Below are 25052 nucleotides of genomic sequence, written 5' to 3'. Positions count from 1 at the left end.
CTTTTTTTAACAAATATACTACCTATTAGTAGATAGGCAAATTAATTGCGATTTATTTTTAATTATTTTAGCAATCGACTAACATGTTAGGTGTTAAAGAGTTTGATTGGTTGGTTTATTCTGTGTTGGGATTTCTATTTCACTTTGGTCATATACATATACCAATTCCATTCCCAAGATTCTCCATTATCGGCAGACATTGCCTGACTCCAAATAGGATTGTTTTTGTCTCTGGCATCCCAGCGAAATAGCTGAATTACTTTTTTTCCTTCATAAATATCTCTTGAAAAGAAATGACCTACTTTTTTTTCGAATGACCCAATTACGGGTTTATCTAAAACTCCGGTATTAGAGTCGGACCAATAAATACTCCACAGTTTTGTTTCGGGATTAAATAATCGTACCGTCATTCCTTCAAAAGGAACACCATCAAATTCAGCCAGAAAATTATCGATATTACCAATTCCCTGAAGAATCTTGTACATTTCCTGTGTTGATGGAAATTCAATCCATTCGGTACAATTCGAGAATCGGTATTTTAATTTTTTATTTATAATAGTAGATTTCCCCTGAAAAAAATCAAAATCATCTTTGGATGAAGTAGGGGAAGGAAGTATTATTAACTCTCCGCTTGCGTTAAAAATCAATTTCGGAATTTCTAAATTTAAATTATCTACAGGCATGTTTTTTGATTTTTGATGATTTATTCATTTCCTTTTTTAATCCATTTACCAACTTCTGGAGCCACGTAATTTTTCATTTTAAGGAGCAAATCCTCTGAATCTGTACTTACGAGTATCATTTGTTGGTTTATCTCTTTTAAAAAACCTTCATTTACCATTTTTAGTATAAATTCTAATAATAAATCGTAAAAACCACCAATATTTAAAATCCCGATTGGTTTTTTATGGAGTCCGAGTTGCGCCCAGGTAAGCATCTCAAAAAACTCTTCAAGAGTTCCAAATCCGCCTGGTAAAGCAATTACGCCATCGCTTAATTCGTTCATTTTGGTTTTTCTTTCATGCATGCTTTTTACAATAATTAATTCGGTTAAATTATCGTGTGCAATTTCTTTCTTCATTAAGAAGTCTGGTAAAACACCAATTACTTTTCCGTTTTTATTTAAAACTCCATCTGCAACTGCACCCATAAGTCCAACTTTGGCCCCGCCATAAACTAAATCGATATTATTTTCGGACATTGTTTGTCCAAGTTTAAAAGCTTGAGTTTCGTATTCTTTTTTGTTTCCAAAGCTTGACCCACAAAAAACGGTAATTCTATTCATTTGTTTAATTGTAAAATGTATTATGTAATCGGTAATTAGTTTTCCTGAGTAATTAAATCTACAAAGTCCGCCTTTGTAAGTAATTCGATTATGTATTGAAAATTTTCTGTACCAAATATTTTATTTAAATTTTCTGTTCCTGTTATTTCTATAATACATTCTCCGGGATATCCCGGACCAGCAGCCGAAATAGCATCATTAAATGCATCTAAGTTTTTCCCAAAATGTTTAGCCGATTCTGGGTCGATTTCTTTTGCGTAGGCATTCCAGAAATCTTCACGACTGTTGCAAACATTGCCGTTAATGAATATTTTTCGTTTGCTATTTTGTGCTGCTGATTTATTTTTCATCTAAAAATTATTTCGTCTGTATTTTTATCCAATCCAGAATTTCGTTCATAGCTGTTGGAGAAAATGTTTGTTCTATAGTTGCATATTCTTGAGGTAAACCAGTTTTGCATTCCTGAAATAAATGATTCAGATTTGGTAATTCTTTGGTTGTTACATTTTTATTTCCTCCTTTTAAGATGGCTTCTTTTATGGCGGTTAGATTTTCTTTTGGTGCAACTTGTAAATCTTTGGCTCCATTAAGTGCTAAAACAGGACATTTTACTCTCTCTAATGTTGGCACAGGATTAAAGGTAAGGAAAGTTACCATCCAAGGAGTTAGAATCTTGTCTGTTTGCAGTTTAACATATTCAGCATCAGTCATTCCTGTGGGTTTGTTGGGGTCATTCTTAGCAACTTGAGTCATGTAAGCCGTTAAATCGGTTTTTAATTGTTCTGGGCTTTTGGATTTAGCAATAATATTAAAAGCTGTTTTATTTGTTTCTTGTGCTTTCTGAATATCAGCTTCACTCATTCCTGCTGTTTGTGCAATTAATTTTTGTTGTGATAAAAGTAATTGATTCCCAGGAAGTCCAGGGCCAGCAAGTAATACAATAAAATTGACATTCTTAGAGTTTGTAGCTACAATTGGAGCAATTAATCCTCCTTCGCTATGACCTATCAAACCAATTTTTTGTTTGTTAATTTCTTTTCTGGTTTGCAAATAGTTTACTGCTGCCAGAGCATCTGTAGCAAAATCTAAAGAAGTTGAGTTCTTAAAGTTACCTGTAGATTGTGCAGTTCCTCTATCATCATATCGTAAAACCGCAATTCCGTTTTTGGTCAAAAAGTCCGATAATACTAAGAAAGGTTTGTGTCCTGCTAATTCCTCATCACGGTTTTGCGCACCACTTCCGCTTATTAAAATAACAACAGGAAAAACACCTTCTTTTTTAGGTAGGGTCAATGTTCCTGCCAGAGTTATTCCTGCTTTTTCATTCTTAAAAGTTACATCTTCAGAGTAATTTGGATATGGTTTAGTTGGTTCTTGCGGTCGTACCAGTTTCTCTTTTTCAATTTTTTCTCTCGATAAATTCATAGGAAATGCATGACCAGCTTGTTTAAAAGTACCGACTATTTTATTGTCTTTGCCAAGAATACCTTCATATTCTATTTTAGCATTTGCAACGGTAAGTTTTAAAGTTGAGTTCTCAAAACTTGTTGTAGTTACCGGAATATCTTTTGCGCCTTGGTCAGGACTATCCATTGTGGATTTAAAACCAGTGTCGGATTTATTAATATTAAAAACTAACCTTAATTGTGTTCCCTGAACATTTAAAAGACCATTCCATTGTCCTGTAATATCTTGTCCAAAAACGGTTAATGTGGTTAAAAAACTTAGTATTGTTACTATGTAATGTTTCATTTGGTTGGTTTTTTAATAAATTGGTTAGTTTATATTCTATGATTTAGTTAATAGACGATTAAAATGCATTCTGTTACAGAAATGATGTAAAAAGATCATTCTCTTTTTAATTTATTTTCCAATTGTCTTTAGTAACTATCATATTGAGCGAGATCCAAACTTCTTCCTGGACTATGATTTCGCTTATTTTGTCTGGATTTATGACAAACCCCGATTTCTCATAACATTTTATTGCTTGTTTATTCCAGTCGTAGACATTAAGTTCTACTTTCTCTACATTTAATTCTTCAAAAGAATATTGTACAAGAAGATTAACTATTTTTTCTCCAATTCCTTTTCCTCTAAATTTTGCATCACCAATAAGTATTCGGCAAAGTTTAGCCAAATTATCTTCGGATTGATATATTTCGGCATGTCCTAGTACTTCTTTGGATTCGGTATCAATTACTTTAAAAGGAATTCTATTTTCTTCTTTTAGATAATCATCTAACTGCTCAGTTGTTAATGGAAATTTAAAAATTGGACCTGAAAATTGAACTAACATTTCTTCATTATCTGCCCATTTTATTAATCTTTCAAAATCGGTATTATCGAATTTTTCTAGTTTTATCATTTTTTACTTATTATAAATTTCGAGCTAATCGAAAGCCTAAATCATCAATTTTAAACGATTTAGGATGGCTTCGTCTGCGATTTGTAGCCATACAACCTCTTTCGTCATCATACCAGCCACCACCGCGAATAGTACGGTAGGAACCATAAACGGTTTCATCGTATATATCCGAACACCATTCCCATACATTTCCCAGCATATCATAAAGACCATATGCGTTGGGTTCTTTTGTTCCAACATCTTGTGTCGTTTTCTCAGCGTTTTCTTTATACCATGCAATTGCATCAATCTCGCCGTATCTTATGCCTGTAGTTCCGGCTTTACATGCATATTCCCATTCGGCTTCGGTAGGAAGTCGGTAGCCATTTGCTTTGCTATCAAAAAGTATTTCTTCGCTGTTATTATTCCAAGAGTAGCAAGGGGTAAGTCCTGAATTCTCTGAAAGTAAATTACAAAAAACGATAGCTTCTTTCCAAGATACAGTTTCAACTGGTTTTTTATTTCCTTTAAAAGTACTTGGAGAATCCTGCGTGATTTCTAAATATAAATCTTGTGTTACAAGGTATTTTGCCATTAAGAAAGGCTGAATATTTGCGGTCCAGATATGTTTAATCCTATCGTCTCTCAATGTAATCTGACCTTGAGGAATTTCGACCATTTGCAGGCTAATGGCTTTATTATTTGATATATGGATACTATCTTGATTCATGTACGTTTGATTGCTTTTGCAATTGTAAACGAAGTTATGAAAAATATAGGTGCACATTTAAACAAAAAAGGCAATTACTAGAATCTAGTATTGCCTTTTTGTATTTTGAAAATTGAATAATGTTTAAGGTTTAGATTTTAACCTGCTTAGTGTTTCTTGCGAAACGTTAAGAAAGGAAGATACAATCTTGTTAGACAAACGTTGTGTAATTTTAGGGTTGGTGTCTAGTAATTGCTTGTATCTTTCGGTCGCATTTTGGGTTAAGAACGACATGAGTCTTTTGGTATTTGTTACATAAGCCATTTCCATATAATGCCTGTAAAAACTTCCCCAATTAGGTATAATTTCCAGCAAATGATAAAAATCCTGACGCGAAATATAAAGTAATTCCGTTGGTTCTAATGCCTGAACAAATTCTAAAGAAGGTTCATTTAGCACAAAGCTAGATAAGGCGGTTACAAAATTGCTTTCGAATCCTAAGTATCGTGTTGCTTCTTGTCCTTCTTCGGTTATAAAAAATATGCGTAAGCAACCATTGCAAATAAAATACATTCGTTGGGTGGTTTGCCCTGGGAAAACCAAGAGCTCATTTTTCTCAACTTCTATAGGATTAAAGTAACTGATTATTTTCTCCAGTTCTTCGTCTGTAACCGTTGATACCTCTTTTATATATTCGATTAATTGCTCTTTCATGTTTTAAATAAAATCTTTAACAAATTTACGATAATGTACAATATCTGCTATTGTTAAAACTACCAATTGATGCTTTTGGGCAAATGATAAAATCTCGGGTAATCTTGCCATCGTTCCGTTAGGATTCATTAATTCGCATAATACAGCTTCAGGTTTTAAACCTGACAATTTCATTAAATCGACACTTCCTTCGGTATGTCCGTTGCGCTGTAGTACACCGTTATCATTTGCTCTTAGCGGAAAAATATGTCCAGGTTTTACTAAGTCCGAAGATTTTGCATTATCTGCAGATGCGGTTCTTATGGTTTGAATCCTATCTGATGCCGAAAGTCCTGTTGTAACTCCATTTTTTGCTTCTATAGTTACAGTAAACGGAGTCTGAAAAAGACTGGTGTTTTCTTTTACCATATATGGTAATTCTAATTCATCGGCTTTTTCGTTAGTGAGGCAAAGGCATACAATTCCGCTACATTCGCGTATCATCAATGCCATATCTTCGACTGACATATGTTGGGCTGAATAAACTAAATCGCCTTCGTTCTCACGGTCTTTGTCGTCTAGTAATAAAATTCCTTTTCTGAGCCTAAGTTCATTAATTGCATTTTCAACGCGTTCTTGACTAGTTGTACCAAATGATACTAATGGGTTTTCGTTTTCTATTTCGGTAATCATTTTGATGTTGTTTTTTGGGCTAGCTTTCTAGCATTTGGAATAATTATAAAAGCGGTACTATAGGCAACAGGAATTATGACGCGCCAAGCTTTTAGGAATTTGAAGGACAAATCTTCTCCAAAGCTATAATTGCGCATAAAACCCACAAACGCCATAATGAGAGCTATAGGAGTAATAACAAATAAAGTGTTGGTGTATTTAAAATACTTTTTGTTCATTTTTAATTAATTATTAAATTTTTGAAGGAACAAAATTGTTTAAATAAGAAAGGGAAAACATTGATGTACATCAAAAAAAACAAAAAATCCCAAACTTATAATAGGTTCGGGAATGTATATTTTAAAAATAAGTTAGCCTTTGTAAATTATTATTTTCTTGAAGGTGGCGCGAGCGCATGTCATTAAGTTAAGCTTTTTAATTGTTTTCTCGACAAAGATTGTCTATAAGGGAACGCGGATGACACAGATTCGCTAAAGCGTAAACACGGACAAACACGGATTTTTTCTCGTCCCGACGTTTATTGTCATTAATTTAAGCTTTTTTAGCTAATTACGATTAATCTTTTTCTCGCAAAGACGCAAAGCCACAAAGAAGAGGGAATAAACTTGGCGATTTTGCGACTTTGCGAGAGATTTATTAGACATAGCATTTGAGTTTTTCTCTTAACTTAATGACATTGGGCTCGCGTTAGCAATAATCTTTTTGAGAAAAATTATAGTTTAATAATCCTATTTCAGGTTATTTTCTTTTTTCCATTTTCTAATTCTGCCTCGTGCATTTTTATATGGCGATGAGGTATTAAATTGTATCATTCTTCCCATTGTCCATTTTTCATACCATGCTTGCTCATAAAGAGTTTCATTGTTGTGGCTTTCTATCAGGATTTGTAACTTATTTACTGTTGCATCTAGTTTTTCTTGTAGTGCAATAAAATCTAAATCCTGATAATCGGCATAGAACTTCTGCGCAAGTTTGCCTAACTCGTTCCATTTATAGCCTGTTTCTGGAAAATCTACAACTTCGTTATTATTCTTTTTATGATGCCATTTTAGGACTAATTCTCCCCAACCTATTAGGTATGAAACTAAATTATTCACGCTCATCATGGTGTTTTTAGAATGTCCTTCGAGTGTTTCCTTTGCAGTAAGTTCAACAGGAATTGTTTTTAAATCCTCTCGAAGTTTTACATATGTTATTTCAATCTCTTTTAAAAGTTCGGTTTTATTTTGAGGTACAGCCATTATTTTTTTAGATAACAAAATACCTCAATTATAAAGAAGAGGTATTCTTTAATTTAGTTCAATTATTTCTTTTAATCTCGAGGATTTTAATTCAAATATATCAAATAAGCCAATTTTTTTCAACAAATGTGCTTGCACTTTTATATCTTGAATTGCTGTTTTGTATTCTTCTGAATTTTGATTGTTTTGATTAATAATTTTGCAATTTTCCATAAATGCACCTATGGAACCTTTGCGGATTTCTTGTCCTTGTATCGTTACAAAATTTTCGTTTTCTTTTAAAATGTCTTCTGGTTTCATTGTTTTATTTTTAAATGTGAATGACAAAATTCTTCATTTAAAAATAGTCCAACGATAACAATTGTTAATTAATGTATTAACGCCTATTCCTAATTCTGCTTAGCGATACTGCCGATATTCCTAGATAAGAGGCAATATAATGTTGTGGAATGCGCTGTAAAATTTCAGGATTGGTTTTTAATAATTCCTTATACCGTTGTTCGGGTTTGTCTGCAATTCGGGAAAGAAAAAGTTTCACATAGTTGCCGAGACGTTTGTAAATATAATTTTCAAAATCTTTTTTTGTACTCGGGTTGCTATCGAGGACTTCTTGAAAATCACTTCTTTTTATAGTATGAATTATGCTATCTTCGATGGTTTCGATGCTATATAAACTGGGTTGTCCTGTCCAAAAACTTTCAAATGAGGAAACCATTTGTCCTTCAAAGAAAAACTGAAAGGTGATTTCTTTTCCGTTGCTATTGAACCAAACTCGTAGACATCCTTTTTCTACATAAAACATTTTTTTAGAAATTTCTCCTTCGCTCAGTAATACCGTTTTTGATTTTAATTTCTCAGAGTAAAAAAAATCTTTCGAAGCTTTCCAAAAGGATTCATTGTGATTTAAATGGTTCAACATAGTTTTTGTTTTTATAGCTAAAAAAATAGTGATGCTTAGGTCAATGATAAGATTGAAATTATCAATAAAGATAAGCAAAGGAGCTGTTTTTTCTAAATCATTTTTAGTATAAAATCAACCGTTTTCCAAATGATTATACCCATCGAAAAGCCTCCTATTGTACCTGTCAAAAGTCTCATAAAGTTGCTATGGTATTTGTGTAATGAATTTTGGGAATACCAATCTGCAAGCATTAATGCTAAACCAATTATCGAAAAGTAAAAAGGAGGGAGGAAATAAAAAAAGTAACAAATAGCACAAAAAATATGTCCGATGCTTGCACCCAAACATCTTGCGCAAAAAGGCATGTGCTTGTCATTAATTTTATAACACCTCTCGGGGATTCCGTGGCAACCTAAAGTAAAATCATCTAGTTTCATTTACCAGGTACGTTTACAATTTAAACAAGTCATTCTAACTTTATTCGATTTATGAGTGCCACATAAGAGTCCTAAAGGTCCAGCCAGAATTGCTCCGCAACACGCTTTTTTTCCGCTAAAGCCTTTTTTATCTACATATATTTGGTTCGAATGACATTTTGGACATCTAATTTGGTTGTCTTGATTGATAGTGTTCATGGTTTTAGTTTTGGGTTAATTTTTGGTTTCAATTTCGAATATTTTTCTTCCGTTATCTCCCAAATAATGGAAAAGTAGTTTTTCATATACTTTATAACCATCATCGACATTGGTAAAAATTAGTATTCCTTGTTTTGTTTTTGGGAGAATAAAAAAGATTGTTTGTACTCCTTGGTCTGCACCACCATGAGACAATGCTATTTCTCCATTTCCTAAATCGTAAATAACGAAACCTAAGCCATAATATTCTTTGGGTTTCATTTCTACTTGGTTTGTTCTCATATCATCAAAAACTTTTTTAGATAATCCGTCACCATTCATAACACTAACCAAAAACTTTCCATAATCTTCTATAGTTGTTAATACATCATCGGCTGCATTGGCAGTTTTTCTCTTCTCTGTTTCGTATGCATTTCCCTTTGGATCATATCCAATTGCATAGCGGGATTCATCAATTTTTTTGTCCCAGATATAATTGGTATCGTTCATTTGCAACGGAGTAAAAAGTAATTCCTTTGCTAATTGATCCAGGGTTTTATTAAACTTTTTTTCTAATGCTTTTCTAAGATATTCAAACCCTTCACCAGAGTATTGGTATTTTGTTCCCGGCTCAGACTCAAAGTGTAGTTTTTTATCAGGACTGTTCCAGCGCCAATTAGGAAAACCAGTTTGATGGCTTAAAACCTGCCTTGTTGTAATTTTTTTTGTTTTGGGATCATTTGCAATATCAGGATCAATCCAGTATTTATAAAGAGGTTCATCCAGATCCCATTTGCCTAAACTAACCAATTTTAGGGCTACCATTGCAGTGATTGGTTTGGTAAGTGAAGCAATATTAAAAATGGTATTGTATGGTGCTGTGACTCCTTTTTTTAGTTCGCCAAAAACTTTAATCTGTTGCAGTTTGCCATCATTGATTATTCCAAGTCCAAGAGTTGGAAGATTATTTTCTTTAAGCCATTTTTCAATTTCGGTATCATTGTCAAAAATAGCAGTTTTATTAGCAGTAGTTGTAGTATTATCATGATCGTAACTAAGAGCGCGAGCTAGTCTCCAAGTATCTTTTTGTAGCAGCCATAAATGGGTAAATCGAGCGCTACTTCCCGGAGTTTCTTTTTTGTCAGGAGTTATTCTGTAAAATTTATGGATTCCGATTTGTATTGCTCCATAGAGTACTTTGTCTTTATAAAGTGGGTAAATCTCGGTACTTCCTGTAATTAAATCTCTTCTTAACTGATATGTCTTAGTAGAAGCACATAATCCGTTGCGAAGGTTATAAATGAATTTCTTTTTATTAGATATACTGTCTTCGTCATGAAAAAACTCAAAATCTTCGGTTAATAAAGTTTCAAATTGTCTGATGTCGCAAGTATTAAAACCAACTTTAAAGAGCAAACTATCTCTGGAAATGATGGTTTTGTATAAATCGGAGTTTTTATCAACCTGAGCTGATAATGAGAGCGATGCTAGAAAGAATAGCAGTAATAAATAACGGTTGATTGTTTTGATTGTCATGATTGATGATTTTTTTATATGACGTAATATGAATTTTTTTGTTACAAAAAAACATAATGTCTATATTCTACTATTCAGACAATTACTTGGTTTAAGTATCAAGTTTAATTCTTAACTGCTGATATCAATATAAAAATTGGTCTTCTGGCTTCGTCAATCATTTCAGGATATTTCTCTACTATTTCCTCAGAAGGTTTAGGTTCAGATATTTGTTTAATTGTAAAGTTAGCATTGATTAATGTGTTTACAATAGTCTCAAAAGTTCGATGGTATTTAATTACTTCGTGACCTAAAAATTGTGTGTGTCTTATACCTTCATCCTGATAATTATCTATTGGCCAGTGCAAGCGATTTCCGCTTGAGTCGGTAAACCAATCTTGTTCTGGTCGAGAGGTAAATGCAGGATGTTCCATTGAAAAAATAAAGCTTCCGTCTTTTTTTAGATACGTATTGATTTTATCAAAAATGTCTTTTAGATTTTTTACATAATGAAATGCTAGTGAACTAATCACAACATCAAATTCTTCGGGTTTAAAATCGATATCTTCAATTGCCTTTTGTGTGTAATCTATAACTAAGTCTTTCGAATTCTCCTTAGCTTTTTCAATCATTTTTTGAGACAAATCGATACCAACAACCTTTTTTGCACCTTGTTCTTTGGCATAAATACAATGCCATCCATATCCACATCCTAGATCAAGAATATTTTTATCTTTAAATTTAGGAAACATTTTGCGTAAAATATACCATTCGCCAGCAGCATTTAATCCTTCGGCAGAACGAAGCATTTTGCTATAATTATCAAAAAAGGATTCGTCGTCGTATTTATTTTGTTTCATGTGTGGTATTTTTTTTTTGCAGCTAAGGTTTTTGTTTATGCTTTTCTCAATGTATAAGTTACCAAATTCTCAATATTTAGATGGGTATTATTATAAGGTTTGTCTTCGTATTGAAAATTAAGCTTCTTTAAAATGGAGACTGAATTAACATTGTCAGAAGAAGGAAAAGCGGTTATTATTGCTGAGTTTATTTCTTCAAAAGCATGTTTTACAACTTCTTTTAATGCTTCTGTCATAAAACCTTTTCCTTGGTATTGCGATAACATTTCGTAACCAATCTCGACAATTTTATTTTCAATATCAAAATTCCAAAGACAAACAGAACCTATTAAATCATTACTTTCTTTTGTCGTGATTACCCAATATATGCATTCGTTTTTGGCAACCAGATTATCCATTCGGAGTATATATGCTTTTGCTTTTTCTAAACTAGAGGAATTATCTCTGCCTACAAATGCATTTACAATTGGATCAGAATGTAATTTATGAATGAGTTCGAAATCTGGATTTTCGAGATTCCTCAAAGTTAATCTTTGAGTTTTGAGTCTTGGGAATTTACTAAAATCTAATTTCATAACATTTTATTATTTAAAATGAGTACTTGTCTTAATAAACGAAGTTATGAAAATATAAGTTTTCTTGGTAAGAAATTCTCTATTTGATAAATGCAATAATGATTTATTCCTTTTTGCTAGTTACTCCAATCATTACCCCAAAATCACCATCGGTTTGAATCCAGTTTTCTTTTGGTATATAAGCTCTTGATACTAATCCATCAAGATACAAGGCATTTTTGCAGCCTAGGGTTTTGAAGTAATTTGCAAAATCATAAAAATTGATTTTTTCTTTGGATAGGACAAAAACAACTTTGTTATTAGGCAAAATACCTACGCCGTTTCTTATATTTAAGTTTATAGATTCGGGTTTAAAAGCAGAATGGATTTTATGATCTATTACTAACATCGGTCCAGATTGTGTAGCATATTTTATTTTTCCGTTATTTATAAAATCTTGTGTTGTACAAATTTCAGGAATGTTTTTGGTAGTAATATAAAATACGCCATTTGGTTTTAGATAAAAATTACCATTTCCGTTTGCAGTATCTAGAAGTGTTATAGTTTTTTGTTTTTCAATAAAGAGTCCTTGTGGCGAATTATCTTTTTTATACATTCCCCCATTCATTGCAAAATCTAATTTTAAGTTGTTTTTTTCAACCCAAAGTTTTAAATTCAGTATGCTTTTAAGGTTTTGATTTTTTTCATCTTTCCAATACAGTTTCAAATTTTGCTTGTTTGGATCAACTATATAAGTTACAAAACGGTCGTCATTAATTTCTTTTGATTGTAAGTGGATAAAAACTCCTATTGTTGAAAGAATTACAAGTGTGATTGCTATTAGAAGTGTTTTTTGCAAGGTAATTTTAGTTTTTAGTCTTTGAGTTTAAAATAACAGGAGTTTCTGCTCCACACCATGTAGATACATTTGAAGGACTAAAATTAGGACAGCTTTTCATATCTTCTTTGGATATCGTAATAATATCTTCGGCTTTTAAACCAGCATTGTAATAATAGTTATTATAATCTTCGCCATATACCCAAATATCACTAGAAGGGCTTTGCATGGTGGTAGCATTAAAAATAAGTAAGTTTGATTCTTTTGGTAAATGGTAATTCTTATCAGAAATATATCCCCATGCGTTCATAAGAAAAGAAGAAACGAACAATACGTAAAACATGATAAACAATAAACTCCAAATTAAATATTTTTTATATTTCATAGCGGTAATTTTTTATTTAAAAATTAAAACAGGAGTTAATATTATTTACATTCGTAATTGTTTTACAACTAAAAGTAATAATTAAAAGTAATAATTATAATGTTTTTTTAAATTATTCATAGCGAATAATCATTTTGTACTTTTTTTGATTTGGATTTTTTATGATATAGATTACCTTATTTATCGAGGTTGTAGCGCAGATTTCATCAGATACTAATCTATGAATTAAGTAAATAGTATCATTCTTTATCTCTATATCTCCCACATAGGTTCCGCAAGCATTTACATCAATATATTTTGTGACATAAATAACATCATCCAGATACTGCGTTTTAATAGGAGAGTCCATTTTAGGTTGTAGTTTATACCATTCATCATCGCCTAAGTCTGCCATGAAATGAGAATTAAAGTATATCAGGTTTTTATTCTTTTTACTATCTTCTTCTTTGGTTTCTGCTCTATTTTGACACGAAATGATGAGAGGGATTAGTATATAAAATAAGTATTTCATGGACTTTTAATTTTATAATGCTCTATGATTTTTAGAAAGGACGGGCTTCAGCTCTGGTTTTGAATTTCTTTTTCTCGATTACCCATAATATCACGTAGCTACCAGCGCCATCACTATTGGAAGATTGTATATACAATATGTCATTTACAGAATCGTAGTTGACCATAGTTTGTTCCAGATTAGGCTCAAATGCATTCTTTAAAGCATTTTCGGGTACGTTTATTAAAATTTTATCAACTTCTATTTCAATTGATTTGTACTTTCTTTTAGGGATATTTCCATCAGTTCCAAATATAACTTGATCATCAATAGTTTCTAATAAAGTTGGACTTTCACTATTATATTTTAGTTTGTGGTTTTTTGGACTAAATGCAATTTCAGTGATCGCTACCTTAACATTGTTGTTTTCGAGTTTTATAACTCCATTTTTATTTTCTCTAACTGGTATTTTTGTGAAGTTTGTTAAATCGATTATTCGGTCTTTATAGACATATCCGTTTAAGTTTTCTTTACCTTTTTTGTAGTCAATATTAACCCAGTTACCATCTGGTTCATAATTATAAACGATTGCTCCATTATCTAATTTGTCAATTATTTTGTTCGATTTTCCTGCAGAATTTCTAACATTAACATAACCATCAGGGTCATTTATAATTCCGAATTGAGAGAAACAAATATTAAAGGCTAGAAGCAGAAGAATGCTGGTTATTTTTTTCATGGTTTCTTTATAATTAAGCTTTGATAAAGAAACAAATATATAAGTTTTTTATTACGTTTTGCAAGTATATTTCTATGTATTGCTACAATTGTATTATTTTTCCCGTATGAACATCATATTGCATAGACACAACTTGTGTTTTGTGTTCTTTAATGATTTTATTTTCCTGGATGAGTTTTGTCGAATGCTTAATGTTGGCATTAATTGCTCCCAAATAATTAGTTGCTTTAGGAGTTATTTTATCAGCTTCTATTTCTTCATTTTCTTTTGCTATCATTTCTACGATATCATCTATATGGTTAAAGTGTTTTTTATATTCACCATCTTTATCGTTAATGTATGCTTTTATGGCACCACATTCTGTATGCCCCAAAACGACAATTAATTTTGTATCCAAGTGCTCTACGGCATATTCTATACTTCCCATATCAATATCAGAAATTAGATTGCCAGCATTTCTAATAACAAATAAATCGCCAATACCTTGATCAAATACAATTTCTGGAGAAACCCTACTATCAGAACAGGTTATGATAACAGCAAATGGTTTTTGTCCATCCTGATTTTCAAGAACAGATTTTTTGTTTTGGTGTGGATGAATTGATTTCTCATTCAAAAATCTTTGATTTCCTGTTGTTAATTTTTCAATAGGAGCCAAATTACTATCTGTATTTGTAGTTATAGTTTTTGGATTGTCGTTGTTTTTACAGCTTACTAAAGAAAGTACTGCAACTACTAAAGTTAAAATACTTGTTTTCATCATTTTTGTTTTTAATTGTTAAAAATAGAAGCAATTAGTTATAAAACCATTTACATCAGAATATAACTACAAAAATATAATTTTTATTTTAAATATGATTATCTTAGGAATTATTTGGACCATGTAGAATTAAAAGTCGCAGCAAGATTATCTACAAAAGCTGCCGTATATTCTCCTGTAGTATCTAAATCGGGATCTAGGATTGTTATCTCAAATCCAGTAAGTTTTTTGCTTTGGAATAGGAGGGAAGTAAGTTCGTTAAATTCCTGATACGTTAAACCATCAGGTGTTCGGCTATCTACGCAAGGCATTATCAAATCATTTAAAACATCAACATCGATATGGAGCCAAAATCCATCTAGATTTTTATTTTCAATTTCTAAAAGAAACGATTGAATGCAATTTGTAATACCTCGTTTTCTTAATAAATCCAGGCTAATATATGTGGCGTCCGATTTACGAATTTCATTTTCATATTCGTCATCGTATTCACGATTACCCACACACCAAAGGTTTTCTTCTTTTATATAAGGAGATAGATTTAAGATATTGGTTAACTTTTTATGTCCGTTGCCAGTTACTATAGATGCAGCCATACCGCCAACACCACCAGTTTCTGACAAAGAAATATCTATAAAATCGGTATGTCCGTCTAGGTAAAACAAACCATAATTCCCGTTTTGTTTTAATGCAATTGCAGCGCCTAAAAGAATGCTGCAATCTCCACCAATTACAAATGGAAATTTATCAGTTGTGATTAGGTTATGTATTAATTCAGCTTGTTTTATCGCATAATCTGCTAAAGAATTTGCGTTGAGAATTTTAGTTTCTGGATCTTTTTTGCTGCTGTATGCAGGAGAATCGAGCCTGAGAATACTTTCTGGATTTATTAAGTTATGCAAATTGTGTTTCTTTAACCAATCTGGTAAAAGTTTTACGCCAGGTTCTTTTCCTGGTTGAGGTTCTTTTAAACCCAAATTTGATGGAAACTCAACGATACATATCTTTTTCATGAAGTTTGTTTTAAGATGATGATTTGAAAAAAACTTAACACATATTCCCGCAGCCAATGTCATCAAGTTAAGCCTTTTTGAGCTAATTATGGTTAATTATATTCTCAACAAAGATTGTCTATAAGGGAACGCGGATGATGCGGATTCGCTATAGCGAAAACACGGATTAAACACGGATTTTCTCCCGTTCCGACGCTTCGGGACGTTAGTCAAAAATCTTAAATCTTTTTATCATTTTTCTCTTAACTTAATGACATTGTGCTTCGGGATTGTGACTATGTGTTAAAATTAATTAGAATCATATTATTCTGGATTCTTTACTAACTCAAATAGAATAAAAGTTCCTTGCTCAGATTCTCCTTTTCCTTTCTCGATGAAGCCTTTTCTTTTATAAAAAATTACTGCTTGTATGTTCTTTTCTAGACATTTTAAAGTAACGGGAAAATTAGTTTTCTTGAGAGCGGCTTTTAGCAACTGAGTTCCTATGCCTTTGCCATGATATTTTTTATCTACATATAAATGGTGAATAAAGTTATCGGGCAGCCAAATAGAAATAAATCCAATTGTAATATCATCGAGAATAGCAACCAGAATATATTCACCTTCGGTTTCGGTATCAAAATCATGCAAATGAAATGTAGCTGAATCTACCCACGAAAATGTTGTTTGCCTTTCTTCTAAGAATATCTTCCTTAGAGAATCTAGGTCACTTTTTCTAATTTCTACAATTTCCATCGACACTTATTATTGTGCTTGGTTTTTACGTTTTCTACGAATTTTTCTAAAGATGTATATAATACCAGTTATTAGGATGATAAATGGCCAAATTGAAAATAGCCACAATAGGAAATCAACAATAGAAGTCCATCCTTCACTAATAGAATTTTTAATTCTTTCCGAAAATTTATCTTGTTCTCGAGCTTTATAGATATACTCTTTTTCTTTATACAAATTTAAATTCAGCGTACTAAAAGATACTTGGTCGCTAAGGTATTTTAAGCGTCCTTCTGTACTTTCTATTTCTTCTTCGATTACTCTTATATTTTCCTCGATGGCAAGAATATCTTTTACGGTAGAAGCCTTGGAAAGTAATTCTTTATAACGTTTTAAATATTCTCTTTTATTAGCCAAACGAGTTGTAATGTCAACAAATTCTTCGGTTACATCTCTGGCTTGTATACTTTTGCTTGTAAGTTCATCTTTTCCATTTTCGATATTAGATATTAGTTTTTCGAAGTTATCGGCTGGAACTCGTATTTTTAAATCGTATGAAATCGACTGATCATTATTTTGTAGATCCTCCGTTTCATAATAGCCATTAAGTTTTTTTAGTAATTCATCAATATTTTTTTTGCTTGCAGCAATGTCATTTGTTTTAACCGAAACAGTTCCGTCTTTTATGATTTTTTTTTCTTTTACTACAGGCTTAATAGTTTCTGGTTCAGTATTTTTGTCTTCAGATACTTCTTTTTTATCTTTATAATTAGTATCAGAACCCGTAGAAGGAGGAGGAGGAGGAGGTGCACTCAATGCCACTACTTCATCACTACTAGTTTCATTTCTGTTAGAATTACAAGATGAAGCAATTAATAAAACAATTAGACTTAAAAAGAATGATTTCATACAGGGTTCGTTTTAGGGGGATTTACTTTTTTGAATAAAGATATTACTTTGAATGTTTGCGTACTTGTTTTAAATGGCTATTTCGGTTCTAAAAACTACCACAGCATCTCCTTTTATCTGAATCAATGATGGTTTATTATCTTCAATCTTAACTTTAACTTTTATTACGCCAAGTCGATCTATTTTCTCACCTTGTCTTCCGTTAAATTCGAATTCATTACCATTAAAATCAACGATTTTGTTTTCTATTAAATATCCTCCTAGTGGTCCATTTGCATTACCAGTAACAGGGTCTTCATTGATACCAATTCCAGGGGCAAACATTCTGCCGTAAGTCAAGATATCTTTATCATCAGAGTCGAATGTAAAGACAAAATACCCATTGCAATTAATCACTTTACTTAAGTCGGCGAGAGCATTGTAGTTTGGAGTTAAAGCATTGAGTTTTGCTCTGCTTTTAATACCAATCATAACTTTCGAATGTCCTGTAGAAGCTATCTGAATCGGGCATTTCTCATCCCAATCAGATTCTTCCAGTCCTAATGCAGTTAACATTCTGTTGTTTATATCGTTATCGAATGTAGGACTAAGTTCAAAATTTCCCTGAGTCATTACAATTTGGTAATCTCCATTATTTTTGATGATTTCAAAAGGAAGAGTACCAATCTTGGTTTTGAATTTTAATACACAAGAATCTAAATTTTCTTCGACAGCTTTGGCATACATTGCAGCAATAGTAGCGTGTCCGCAAATAGGGACTTCAGTACTTGGCGTAAAGTATCGTATTACTCCATTGCAATCATTACTATCGGGAGGAAAAAGAAATGCGGTTTCGGAGTTGTTTAATTCTCTCGCAATTTGCTGCATTTCGTAATCATTTAGACCGTTTGCATTTACAACGACTCCTGCAGGATTTCCTTTAAATTTTTCTTTGGTAAAAGAATCAATCTGGTATGTTATTAGTTTCTTCATTATTATTTTTTTCGGCCAACAAATCGTATTACAGAACCTTTCCCATTATGAAAAAGACCTTCGTTCAATTCGATTTCTTGTTCTACTAATTCGATGATTTCATAATCTGGAAAGTCAGATTGTATTTCCTCAATAGAAAACAACATATCCAATTCTTTTGGCCCACCAATTTTTTCGTTCTTAGAGTTGTATTCGATATGTTTCTTGCTAAAAGCTTCGAAAATGATCAAGCCACCTTTTCGTAAAAACGTACTAAGTGTTTTGTGGTATGAAGATTTAATGTCGCCAGGAAAATGCGCATAAATTAATGCAATTGCATCAAATTGTTCTGGAGTATAATTTAATGTTTGTAACTCGCCAACTTGGTAGTCGATAGTTACATTATTTGCTTCGGCAAGTCGTAAGGCTTTGTTTTTTCCTTCTATGCTTATATCAAATGCCGAAACTGTCCAGCCTAGTTTGGCTGCAAAAATAGCATTGCGCCCTTCGCCTTCGGCAGGAAAAAGAATTGTTCCGGGATTACCTTTTTCTAATTGTTCTCTTAAATAGTTATTTGGTTGTTCGCCATAAGCAAACTCATCTGCGCTATATCTGTCATTCCATCTTTCAGTCCAAGTGTCATTCATGTTTTCGTAGGATTTAGTATTTAAATAGAAATGTTTTTTTACCTAACGAAAATACGAATTAAATAGAGATTTTATTAGTACTTAATTTTATAGAATCTAAGTTAATTATTTTAGTTCTTATGGTTGATTAAATCAAGAATGCATTGTTCGCGAATTTTCCAAATGTCTTCTAATTCTAATTTTATTTCTTCATTTTTGTTAAGCCATTCCTGTAGTTGCTTTTTGTGAAATTCAACTTTATAATTTGAAATTTGGTTTGGGAGCATTTCAATTTCTATAATTAAGTCACTTTCAAAATCTGATGGCTTTGAGTTAGGGTTTGTGAAGTCGAAAATTTGATTCTCGAATTTTAAATAATTATGAGCTTCTGGAATAAAATCAAGATTGTTTTTCTGTAATGTTTCAGAAATCGCAACGGTATTTTTAGAATTCATTTTAAAAATGCCAAGAATTAATTTTACTTGGCTAAATCCATTTTCATCAGCAAGTTTTTTTAGTAATGCATGCTTTGTACTGCAAGTTCCACAATTGTCAATAAATACAGTTTTTAAATCATTTTTATTCTGATTCCTCCCATAATTTAAATTTGCTACAAAATGAGTTGCATCACTAAATGTAGAAATATTGATTTTTAAAAATTCGTTTGAAATTTCTCCAAGTGGTTGAATTTTAAAACTCGGTAAGTTGGTCATAGATCTAGAGTTTTTGATTTACGGTGAATAGAAATTAATAATTGAACATTTTCTGTTAAAACGAAAATACGAATTTAAAAAGGGAATTTTATCGAAGATATAATGTTGTTAATAGTTATTTTACTTTGTATGGTTTTCCAGGTTTTAGGCTTTAACGGAGATTATTAATTTTCTAATTTGAGATAATTATGATCAAAACTAATGGTGACTTTCTTAAACTGACCAATTATATCTTGTCCGATATTGCCGTAATTTACTTTTCCATAAACACCATAATCAGATTTATCGACTTGCAATTTAGGTACGTTTATTTGATTTTTCCCTAATAAAATTTGTTGATCTTTTAGTTCCAAAAGTTCTGAAGTAATTTCTTGTCCGCCTGCACTGGCTGTTTTTGCAGAAATTAGAGTACTATTTTTATCCAAATAAGTTTTGAATAATTCGTAGAAAGATTTATTAAATGAACTTGTTTTTGCACCACTATCAAAATTAAATGGAAGAGTTTTTCCTTTAAAATTTAGCATTACAATGGCACGAAGTTCATCGATGAATAAGTTTTTGTCGTTGCTCTTGATCGTTTTGTTTTTAGAAAAAGTAAGGCTATTTTCTTCAATTGTAACAGTTCCTAATTCTTTGATAATAGGAAATCCGATGATGCCATTTATTACATATTTACCATTTGCAAATGTAAATGCTGAATCTGGATAAACCAAAAAGACGGCATTATGAATTTTTATATCTCCGATATTTAAAACTGGGGCAATGCCCATAAGCACTTTGTTTTTAACGCCAGTAAAACTCATAACTTCGATGTTGTTATCTGGTAAGATGATAAAGCCTAGTTTCTTTGCTAAACTTTCGGTTATGCAGCTAATTCCGGCTCCAGTATCAAAAACAAAATCAGTATCTATAGTATTTGCTAAAACATTAGTGGTAATTAAACCTGCTTTATCTTTTTTTGTTGCCACTGAAAGATTAGAAAAAGAATCGATTATTTGAGGTTTCTGTAATTTCAAAACTTCCCAAATACGTCTTGTATTCAGTTCATCATCCAGTTCTTCTTTTGTGAATTTTTCTGAAAATGTAGAGGTTAAAATACCAGATGTTTTAAAAGCATTTGCATAATCAAACAGCTTTATATAGTTGTCATTTTTTAATTTATAATATCTAAATTCTTTGGTGATTTGGCTTTTATTTAAGCTATCTAAATATAAGTTTGATAAATCAGGTTTATTACATACGTTGGCAAACAGTGCTTTATAAAAATAATAATCTTTAGTTCTAATTTTATTATTTAAGCTATCCATCTTTACAAATTGATGTTGCTCACTGAGTTTTTTAAGATTGTTCTCCGTTTTTATTTGAGAAAAGGCTACTCCAGTTTCTAATAATAAGAGGGTAAGGATTAGAAGTTTTTTCATTTTTAAGAAGATTAGTAATGTGCTGTTGTAGTATATGAATTTAGGAAATGTGGTTTGCTATTCAGTTAATATTGTTTTGTCATCATTTCTGTAAAGTAATGAAAACAATCCTAAAGCAAAAAGAATACAACTTAGTACCATATACGATCCGTTTTTTAATACAAAGAAAGAAATACCTACTGCGGGTGCTCCAATTATAACCATTAAGGCACTAAAGGTATGAGTTTTAATAAAATTTAAGGCATGCGCTGCCAATCCTATAAAAAGTAAAGATGGACCAATAATAACAAAAGGATATAAAATAGATGGCGTATTACTTATCTGATTACTTAATTCCGTTTTTGAGATTTCGTCATCTCCAAAACTCCACATTATAAAGTCAATAGTACAAAGCCCAACGTGACCTATAACTCCTAAAATGGTTAGAAAAGAAGCTACTGAATTAAGTTTATTCTTAGGGAATACATCATTAAAAGAAAGTAATAATACAGCTCCAATTAAATTAAACCAGTGTGCAAAATCTATAGGCTTTTGAAAATAAGCAAATTTAGAACCTTGTGAAAACATGATATAACTACTAACAAAAAGCAGTAATCCGATTAAGCAAATAGTTCTTGATTTCATAAATTTATTTTTGGTTGTTAATAATTGGTTTTATTATATAGACACTATTTTTTATAATTTGTTACAAATCTGGTTTTTCGGGTTGATTTTTTTTCTTTAAGAACTGCTTTTATCATTCCTAAATGGACTTTCAAAATTTATCCACTTTGTTGTATTTAATGACTTTCCATCCGTATTCATTGGAGTGAATCTGACCTTATATTTTCCAAGTTTGGTAAAAGTAAAAGCTCCGGAACACATTCCATGTCCTACATTAAGTTTCCCATCCCATTCTTTGATATAAAACACAGTTTTTTGGTTTGTATTTAGGTCAACCATTTCTGTTTTGTACCAGATTTCAGAATCAGATTTATTGGTAACATTGAATATTGCATTTGCCGCAGGACCACAACCATATTCTCTAACTTCTGTTTTTTGATATTTAATCTTCAGATTAGGATTTAATAATTCAGCTGAATTTTTGTTTGTTGTTTTCCAGTAAACTTTTTCATTTTGGTTCGTTTCAGTATTCCACTGTGTCATTTCTTCTGTTTCTCTCTCTGTTTGCTTAGAGTATTTTAAGAAGTAAATGGTATTAGGTTTTAGTTGTTTTGCAGGTTTAAAAATGGCCTGTGTCAGACTCATTTGACCTTTTAGAATTTCAACAAGATTAAGTTTTACCAATTCACCTTTCTTACTTTGTAAATAAGCAGTTCGATTTTTGAAACTATTGATTGTTTTTTCACTCATGTAATATCCCTGTATGATAAACATCGAATTTAAACTTATGTTTGTTTTCTTTGGGAAAAATTGCATTCCGTTTACACCACATTCTGCATGAGCAGAATTTAATCCGATTGCGAAGAAAAAAAGGAGTATAAGTTTTTTCATAATGTGATTTTAAATTAAATTTTTTTCTTTTATTTCGAAATAGCATTCTTCACAAACTAATTTTATTTTAGCCATTTTTATATTTTCTTCATTCCAACCATCATCTTTAATTCTAGTTTCTTCACATTTATTGCACCAAGCAGATAAATTATCATCTTCTCCTAAATACATTCCAATTTCTGATTCAAATGCTTCTTCAAAACCAGTTTTATCTATTTCGTTAAGATGTTGGCAAATAAAGGCGAGCCTGTTAGAACCGTGTTTTTTGCATTGAATCTGTTTTTCTGTTTTACTTTTATTTATAATTTTTAGTTCTTCGACGAAATTGCTTTCAATTTTATCAGTTAACAAAAAATATATTTCAAGATTATTATCATTAACAATTCGATACGAACCGATTGCTTCAATCATGTTATAGGCTATTGCAGTCAATTCCCAACCAACATATTTATCAGCATCAAAGAAACCTTCAGTTAGTTTTGAATAATTGTTTTTTTCTCCAAACTGTTTTATTAATAAAGTTTTAAGTTTATTATTATGAAGCAATTCTTTATTATTCCATGCCCATAACCAAGTTTTACCCGAATTAGAATAACTACCAATTGGAATGTATTCAAAATTTAGTTCGGTTTGCCCTTTTTTAAATGTAATTAATGATGTTTCTTCATCGTAAAACCATTCTGTAAAATCGTTTAAGTTGTATTTTTCTACGAACTTTTCTTGGATGCTTTTGAATTCATTGCAAATATTTATTGCAAAATCAGAATATTTCTTCATTTATGTCTTGTTAAAATAGATGCAATCTGTTGAAAGTTAGTATTTGTTATGCTTTATAAGATTGTAAAGCTGTTAGTCCAATTGCTAATATAAAAAAAGTCAAATAAACCCATAATAGTTTTTTTAAGATTATTGTCAATTTATATTTATGCGAATTAGGCAGGATTGGCAAAAGATTCTTTATAAGCCAGAGCCTTTTTTTCAATCATTTATTTCTTTTGGATGTTGTTTTTTTCCGATTTTAAAGAGTTACTCATAATCAATCCAATTACAAAACCACTAATAAGTCCTCCGATATGTGCTGCATTATCAATTCCTCCAGTAAGTCCCATAAGCAAATTATATCCTATAAAAATGAGCGTTGTAATTAAGAATACATTATTGATTTGTGGAGGAAAAACTTTTGTCAATAACAAACTTAGGAATAATCCATAAAGCCCAAAAATAGCACCCGAAGCACCTACGCTTACTGTTGCATCATACCACCAAATACTAGCTAAACTGGCAATAATTCCTGTAACTAGGTAAATTGTTAAGTATTTCGTTCGACCCAATAGAGGCTCCAGAAATATTCCGACAAATAAAAGTCCAAACATATTTGATAGCAAATGCATGAAACCACCATGAAGGAAGACATTTGTAATAAGTCTCCACCACTCGCCATTGGTTGTATAAGGTTGGTAGTTTGCTCCCCAATTTAGTAAATCTTGCCCATTAAACGATATAAAGCCTAAGCCTGATAGAAACATCACTAAAAAGATTGCAATATTTAGGTATATTAAAATTGGAGTAACAAAATAGCCTTCTCTCGGTTTTATAAATTCCAAGAATTCTTTTAAATCTTTATTTTCTTGGGGTTTTCCGCTTTCTAGGTTCTTTAATTCTCTTTGGTTAAATTTTGGAATTAAAATCGCAATTAGTGATATAACTATTCCTCCTAATAATGTGCAGATAAACCATAGGAAGGAATTTCCATTTTTGTTTTCAAAAGGTTCTTTGTGAGAAATAAAAATAGTTGCACCTTCAGTATTTAATTTAGTGCAATTTTTTAAGGCTTTTTTATAACCATCTCCAGTTTCGGAATTTCCAACTCTTTCTAAGTATATAAAATCACTTAAATCAGTTCGGTTAAATTCGGTTTCGCTAAAGTTTGCAAAAGTTTGGTATTCACTTTCTTTTCTAGAATCGCTTATACTATTACTAACCTGATTATGGTATTTTATTCCTAACCAATATTTACAATTCGTAGCGGTCGAAGCATTATTTTTTTTATCAAAAACTGGAGCAACAACATATATAGTCATGTTAAAATCAGTATCGTGCTTGCCACTTACTTCAAATAAAGTATAAGAACTAGCTTTTGATTTGTCTATGAATAATCTTTTTATGTCATAATATTTTGTTTGTTCTTGTTTAGAAATTGCAGAAACATTTTCGACTTGGGTTAATTTTCCTGTTGCTGTTTTAAGATAGTCTTGAGCAATTATTGTTGGAACCGAAATGGAAAGCCAAAGAATAAAAATATAAAAATCGGTATAAGTCTTTCCGTTTTTCGCTTTTAGGTTTAAAATGTTTAATCTCTTGTGTAAATAAAATATGATCGGTATTGCAGGAAATATCAATGGAATTACAAAATCGATTATCATTTCTTTGACTGAAAAGAGTTGAAATTTGATAAAAAGTAGCCAGTTTAAAAAAGTATAAATAATACAAAAGCTTAACATCGTAATTAAAAATGGAGTAAAAATTAATTTAAGCTTCTTGGTAAGATTAGAATTCATATTTGGTTATATCTAATTATAAGGTGCATGTT

At 31.3% G+C, this 25052-nt stretch carries 33 protein-coding genes; all 33 read right to left on the bottom strand.

Translation table 11 applies throughout. The features are described 5' to 3' along the window. Window positions 1-134: 134 nt before the first annotated feature. On the bottom strand, window positions 135-683 hold the full coding sequence (locus SHI72_RS17450; RefSeq protein WP_323490833.1) for a hypothetical protein: 549 nt from the start codon (window positions 681-683) through the stop codon (window positions 135-137). Between the two features lie 20 nt (window positions 684-703). Further along, window positions 704-1285, bottom strand: coding sequence for a TIGR00730 family Rossman fold protein (locus SHI72_RS17445; RefSeq protein ID WP_323490832.1), 582 nt, complete (start codon window positions 1283-1285; stop codon window positions 704-706). A 35-nt stretch (window positions 1286-1320) separates the two neighbouring features. After that, window positions 1321-1635 carry a barstar family protein gene (locus SHI72_RS17440; RefSeq protein WP_323490831.1) on the bottom strand — a complete coding sequence of 105 codons (315 nt, stop codon included), beginning with the start codon at window positions 1633-1635 and terminating at the stop codon, window positions 1321-1323. 7 nt (window positions 1636-1642) lie between these two features. Beyond that, window positions 1643-3037, bottom strand: coding sequence for an alpha/beta hydrolase family protein (locus tag SHI72_RS17435; RefSeq protein WP_323490830.1), 1395 nt, complete (start codon window positions 3035-3037; stop codon window positions 1643-1645). A 106-nt stretch (window positions 3038-3143) separates the two neighbouring features. Continuing rightward, a complete protein-coding gene (locus tag SHI72_RS17430) occupies window positions 3144-3650 on the bottom strand; it encodes a GNAT family protein (RefSeq protein ID WP_323490829.1) in 507 nt (168 codons plus the stop codon). A 10-nt stretch (window positions 3651-3660) separates the two neighbouring features. Beyond that, window positions 3661-4359 (bottom strand): formylglycine-generating enzyme family protein, encoded by a 699-nt coding sequence (locus SHI72_RS17425; protein ID WP_323490828.1) that lies wholly within the window; start codon window positions 4357-4359, stop codon window positions 3661-3663. A gap of 123 nt (window positions 4360-4482) precedes the next feature. Further along, complete coding sequence (locus SHI72_RS17420; protein ID WP_039116125.1) at window positions 4483-5052, bottom strand: Crp/Fnr family transcriptional regulator; 570 nt, start codon at window positions 5050-5052, stop codon at window positions 4483-4485. A gap of 3 nt (window positions 5053-5055) precedes the next feature. Then, window positions 5056-5724 (bottom strand): 3,4-dihydroxy-2-butanone-4-phosphate synthase, encoded by a 669-nt coding sequence (gene ribB / locus SHI72_RS17415; protein ID WP_323490827.1) that lies wholly within the window; start codon window positions 5722-5724, stop codon window positions 5056-5058. Next, complete coding sequence (locus SHI72_RS17410) at window positions 5721-5942, bottom strand: DUF2798 domain-containing protein (protein ID WP_323490826.1); 222 nt, start codon at window positions 5940-5942, stop codon at window positions 5721-5723. The genes ribB and SHI72_RS17410 overlap by 4 nt, the downstream gene beginning before the upstream one ends. A gap of 510 nt (window positions 5943-6452) precedes the next feature. Further along, window positions 6453-6968, bottom strand: coding sequence for a ClbS/DfsB family four-helix bundle protein (locus tag SHI72_RS17405; protein WP_416348482.1), 516 nt, complete (start codon window positions 6966-6968; stop codon window positions 6453-6455). A gap of 45 nt (window positions 6969-7013) precedes the next feature. Then, window positions 7014-7265 carry a hypothetical protein gene (locus tag SHI72_RS17400; protein WP_039112898.1) on the bottom strand — a complete coding sequence of 84 codons (252 nt, stop codon included), beginning with the start codon at window positions 7263-7265 and terminating at the stop codon, window positions 7014-7016. Window positions 7266-7341: 76 nt separating this feature from the next. After that, window positions 7342-7884 carry a Crp/Fnr family transcriptional regulator gene (locus tag SHI72_RS17395; RefSeq protein WP_323490824.1) on the bottom strand — a complete coding sequence of 181 codons (543 nt, stop codon included), beginning with the start codon at window positions 7882-7884 and terminating at the stop codon, window positions 7342-7344. Between the two features lie 92 nt (window positions 7885-7976). Next, window positions 7977-8303: a DUF2085 domain-containing protein gene (locus SHI72_RS17390; protein ID WP_039112896.1), complete on the bottom strand. Its 327-nt coding sequence runs from the start codon at window positions 8301-8303 to the stop codon at window positions 7977-7979. After that, the gene (locus tag SHI72_RS17385) at window positions 8304-8501 is read right to left on the bottom strand and encodes a hypothetical protein (RefSeq protein ID WP_323490823.1); all 198 of its coding nucleotides are present in this window, start codon (window positions 8499-8501) and stop codon (window positions 8304-8306) included. A gap of 15 nt (window positions 8502-8516) precedes the next feature. Continuing rightward, window positions 8517-10016, bottom strand: coding sequence for a serine hydrolase (locus tag SHI72_RS17380; protein WP_323490822.1), 1500 nt, complete (start codon window positions 10014-10016; stop codon window positions 8517-8519). Window positions 10017-10120: 104 nt separating this feature from the next. Further along, a complete protein-coding gene (locus SHI72_RS17375; protein ID WP_323490821.1) occupies window positions 10121-10855 on the bottom strand; it encodes a class I SAM-dependent methyltransferase in 735 nt (244 codons plus the stop codon). Window positions 10856-10890: 35 nt separating this feature from the next. Then, on the bottom strand, window positions 10891-11430 hold the full coding sequence (locus tag SHI72_RS17370; protein ID WP_323490820.1) for a GNAT family N-acetyltransferase: 540 nt from the start codon (window positions 11428-11430) through the stop codon (window positions 10891-10893). Between the two features lie 103 nt (window positions 11431-11533). Then, on the bottom strand, window positions 11534-12268 hold the full coding sequence (locus SHI72_RS17365) for a phosphodiester glycosidase family protein (RefSeq protein ID WP_242667420.1): 735 nt from the start codon (window positions 12266-12268) through the stop codon (window positions 11534-11536). 7 nt (window positions 12269-12275) lie between these two features. Continuing rightward, entirely contained in the window at window positions 12276-12632 is a 357-nt protein-coding gene (locus SHI72_RS17360) for a hypothetical protein (RefSeq protein ID WP_086893994.1), read from the bottom strand. A gap of 112 nt (window positions 12633-12744) precedes the next feature. Then, a complete protein-coding gene (locus SHI72_RS17355) occupies window positions 12745-13143 on the bottom strand; it encodes a hypothetical protein (RefSeq protein ID WP_086893993.1) in 399 nt (132 codons plus the stop codon). Between the two features lie 31 nt (window positions 13144-13174). Beyond that, complete coding sequence (locus SHI72_RS17350) at window positions 13175-13861, bottom strand: SH3 domain-containing protein (RefSeq protein ID WP_323490819.1); 687 nt, start codon at window positions 13859-13861, stop codon at window positions 13175-13177. Window positions 13862-13943: 82 nt separating this feature from the next. Next, a complete protein-coding gene (locus tag SHI72_RS17345) occupies window positions 13944-14621 on the bottom strand; it encodes a carbonic anhydrase (protein WP_323490818.1) in 678 nt (225 codons plus the stop codon). A 110-nt stretch (window positions 14622-14731) separates the two neighbouring features. Next, window positions 14732-15634: an arginase family protein gene (locus tag SHI72_RS17340; protein WP_323490817.1), complete on the bottom strand. Its 903-nt coding sequence runs from the start codon at window positions 15632-15634 to the stop codon at window positions 14732-14734. Window positions 15635-15937: 303 nt separating this feature from the next. Then, entirely contained in the window at window positions 15938-16369 is a 432-nt protein-coding gene (locus SHI72_RS17335; RefSeq protein ID WP_323490816.1) for a GNAT family N-acetyltransferase, read from the bottom strand. 9 nt (window positions 16370-16378) lie between these two features. Continuing rightward, the gene (locus SHI72_RS17330) at window positions 16379-17257 is read right to left on the bottom strand and encodes a DUF4349 domain-containing protein (RefSeq protein WP_323490815.1); all 879 of its coding nucleotides are present in this window, start codon (window positions 17255-17257) and stop codon (window positions 16379-16381) included. 69 nt (window positions 17258-17326) lie between these two features. Further along, window positions 17327-18229 (bottom strand): PhzF family isomerase, encoded by a 903-nt coding sequence (locus tag SHI72_RS17325; protein ID WP_323490814.1) that lies wholly within the window; start codon window positions 18227-18229, stop codon window positions 17327-17329. A gap of 2 nt (window positions 18230-18231) precedes the next feature. Next, window positions 18232-18855, bottom strand: a complete 624-nt coding sequence (locus SHI72_RS17320) for a class I SAM-dependent methyltransferase (RefSeq protein WP_323490813.1) — start codon at window positions 18853-18855, stop codon at window positions 18232-18234. 110 nt (window positions 18856-18965) lie between these two features. Continuing rightward, window positions 18966-19547, bottom strand: coding sequence for a hypothetical protein (locus SHI72_RS17315; RefSeq protein ID WP_323490812.1), 582 nt, complete (start codon window positions 19545-19547; stop codon window positions 18966-18968). Window positions 19548-19711: 164 nt separating this feature from the next. After that, on the bottom strand, window positions 19712-20968 hold the full coding sequence (locus SHI72_RS17310) for a retropepsin-like aspartic protease (protein WP_323490811.1): 1257 nt from the start codon (window positions 20966-20968) through the stop codon (window positions 19712-19714). Between the two features lie 57 nt (window positions 20969-21025). Next, window positions 21026-21592, bottom strand: a complete 567-nt coding sequence (locus SHI72_RS17305; protein ID WP_323490810.1) for a hypothetical protein — start codon at window positions 21590-21592, stop codon at window positions 21026-21028. Between the two features lie 96 nt (window positions 21593-21688). After that, window positions 21689-22462, bottom strand: a complete 774-nt coding sequence (locus tag SHI72_RS17300; RefSeq protein ID WP_323490809.1) for a hypothetical protein — start codon at window positions 22460-22462, stop codon at window positions 21689-21691. A gap of 9 nt (window positions 22463-22471) precedes the next feature. Continuing rightward, a complete protein-coding gene (locus SHI72_RS17295) occupies window positions 22472-23239 on the bottom strand; it encodes a DUF6882 domain-containing protein (protein ID WP_323490808.1) in 768 nt (255 codons plus the stop codon). 209 nt (window positions 23240-23448) lie between these two features. Then, on the bottom strand, window positions 23449-24885 hold the full coding sequence (locus tag SHI72_RS17290) for a rhomboid family intramembrane serine protease (RefSeq protein WP_323490807.1): 1437 nt from the start codon (window positions 24883-24885) through the stop codon (window positions 23449-23451). Between the last annotated feature and the right edge of the window lie 167 nt (window positions 24886-25052).

Origin of the sequence: Flavobacterium sp. PL02, from assembly GCF_035013205.1 — a bacterium.
Taxonomy (GTDB): domain Bacteria; phylum Bacteroidota; class Bacteroidia; order Flavobacteriales; family Flavobacteriaceae; genus Flavobacterium.
This window is presented reverse-complemented; position numbering and strand designations above follow the sequence as displayed.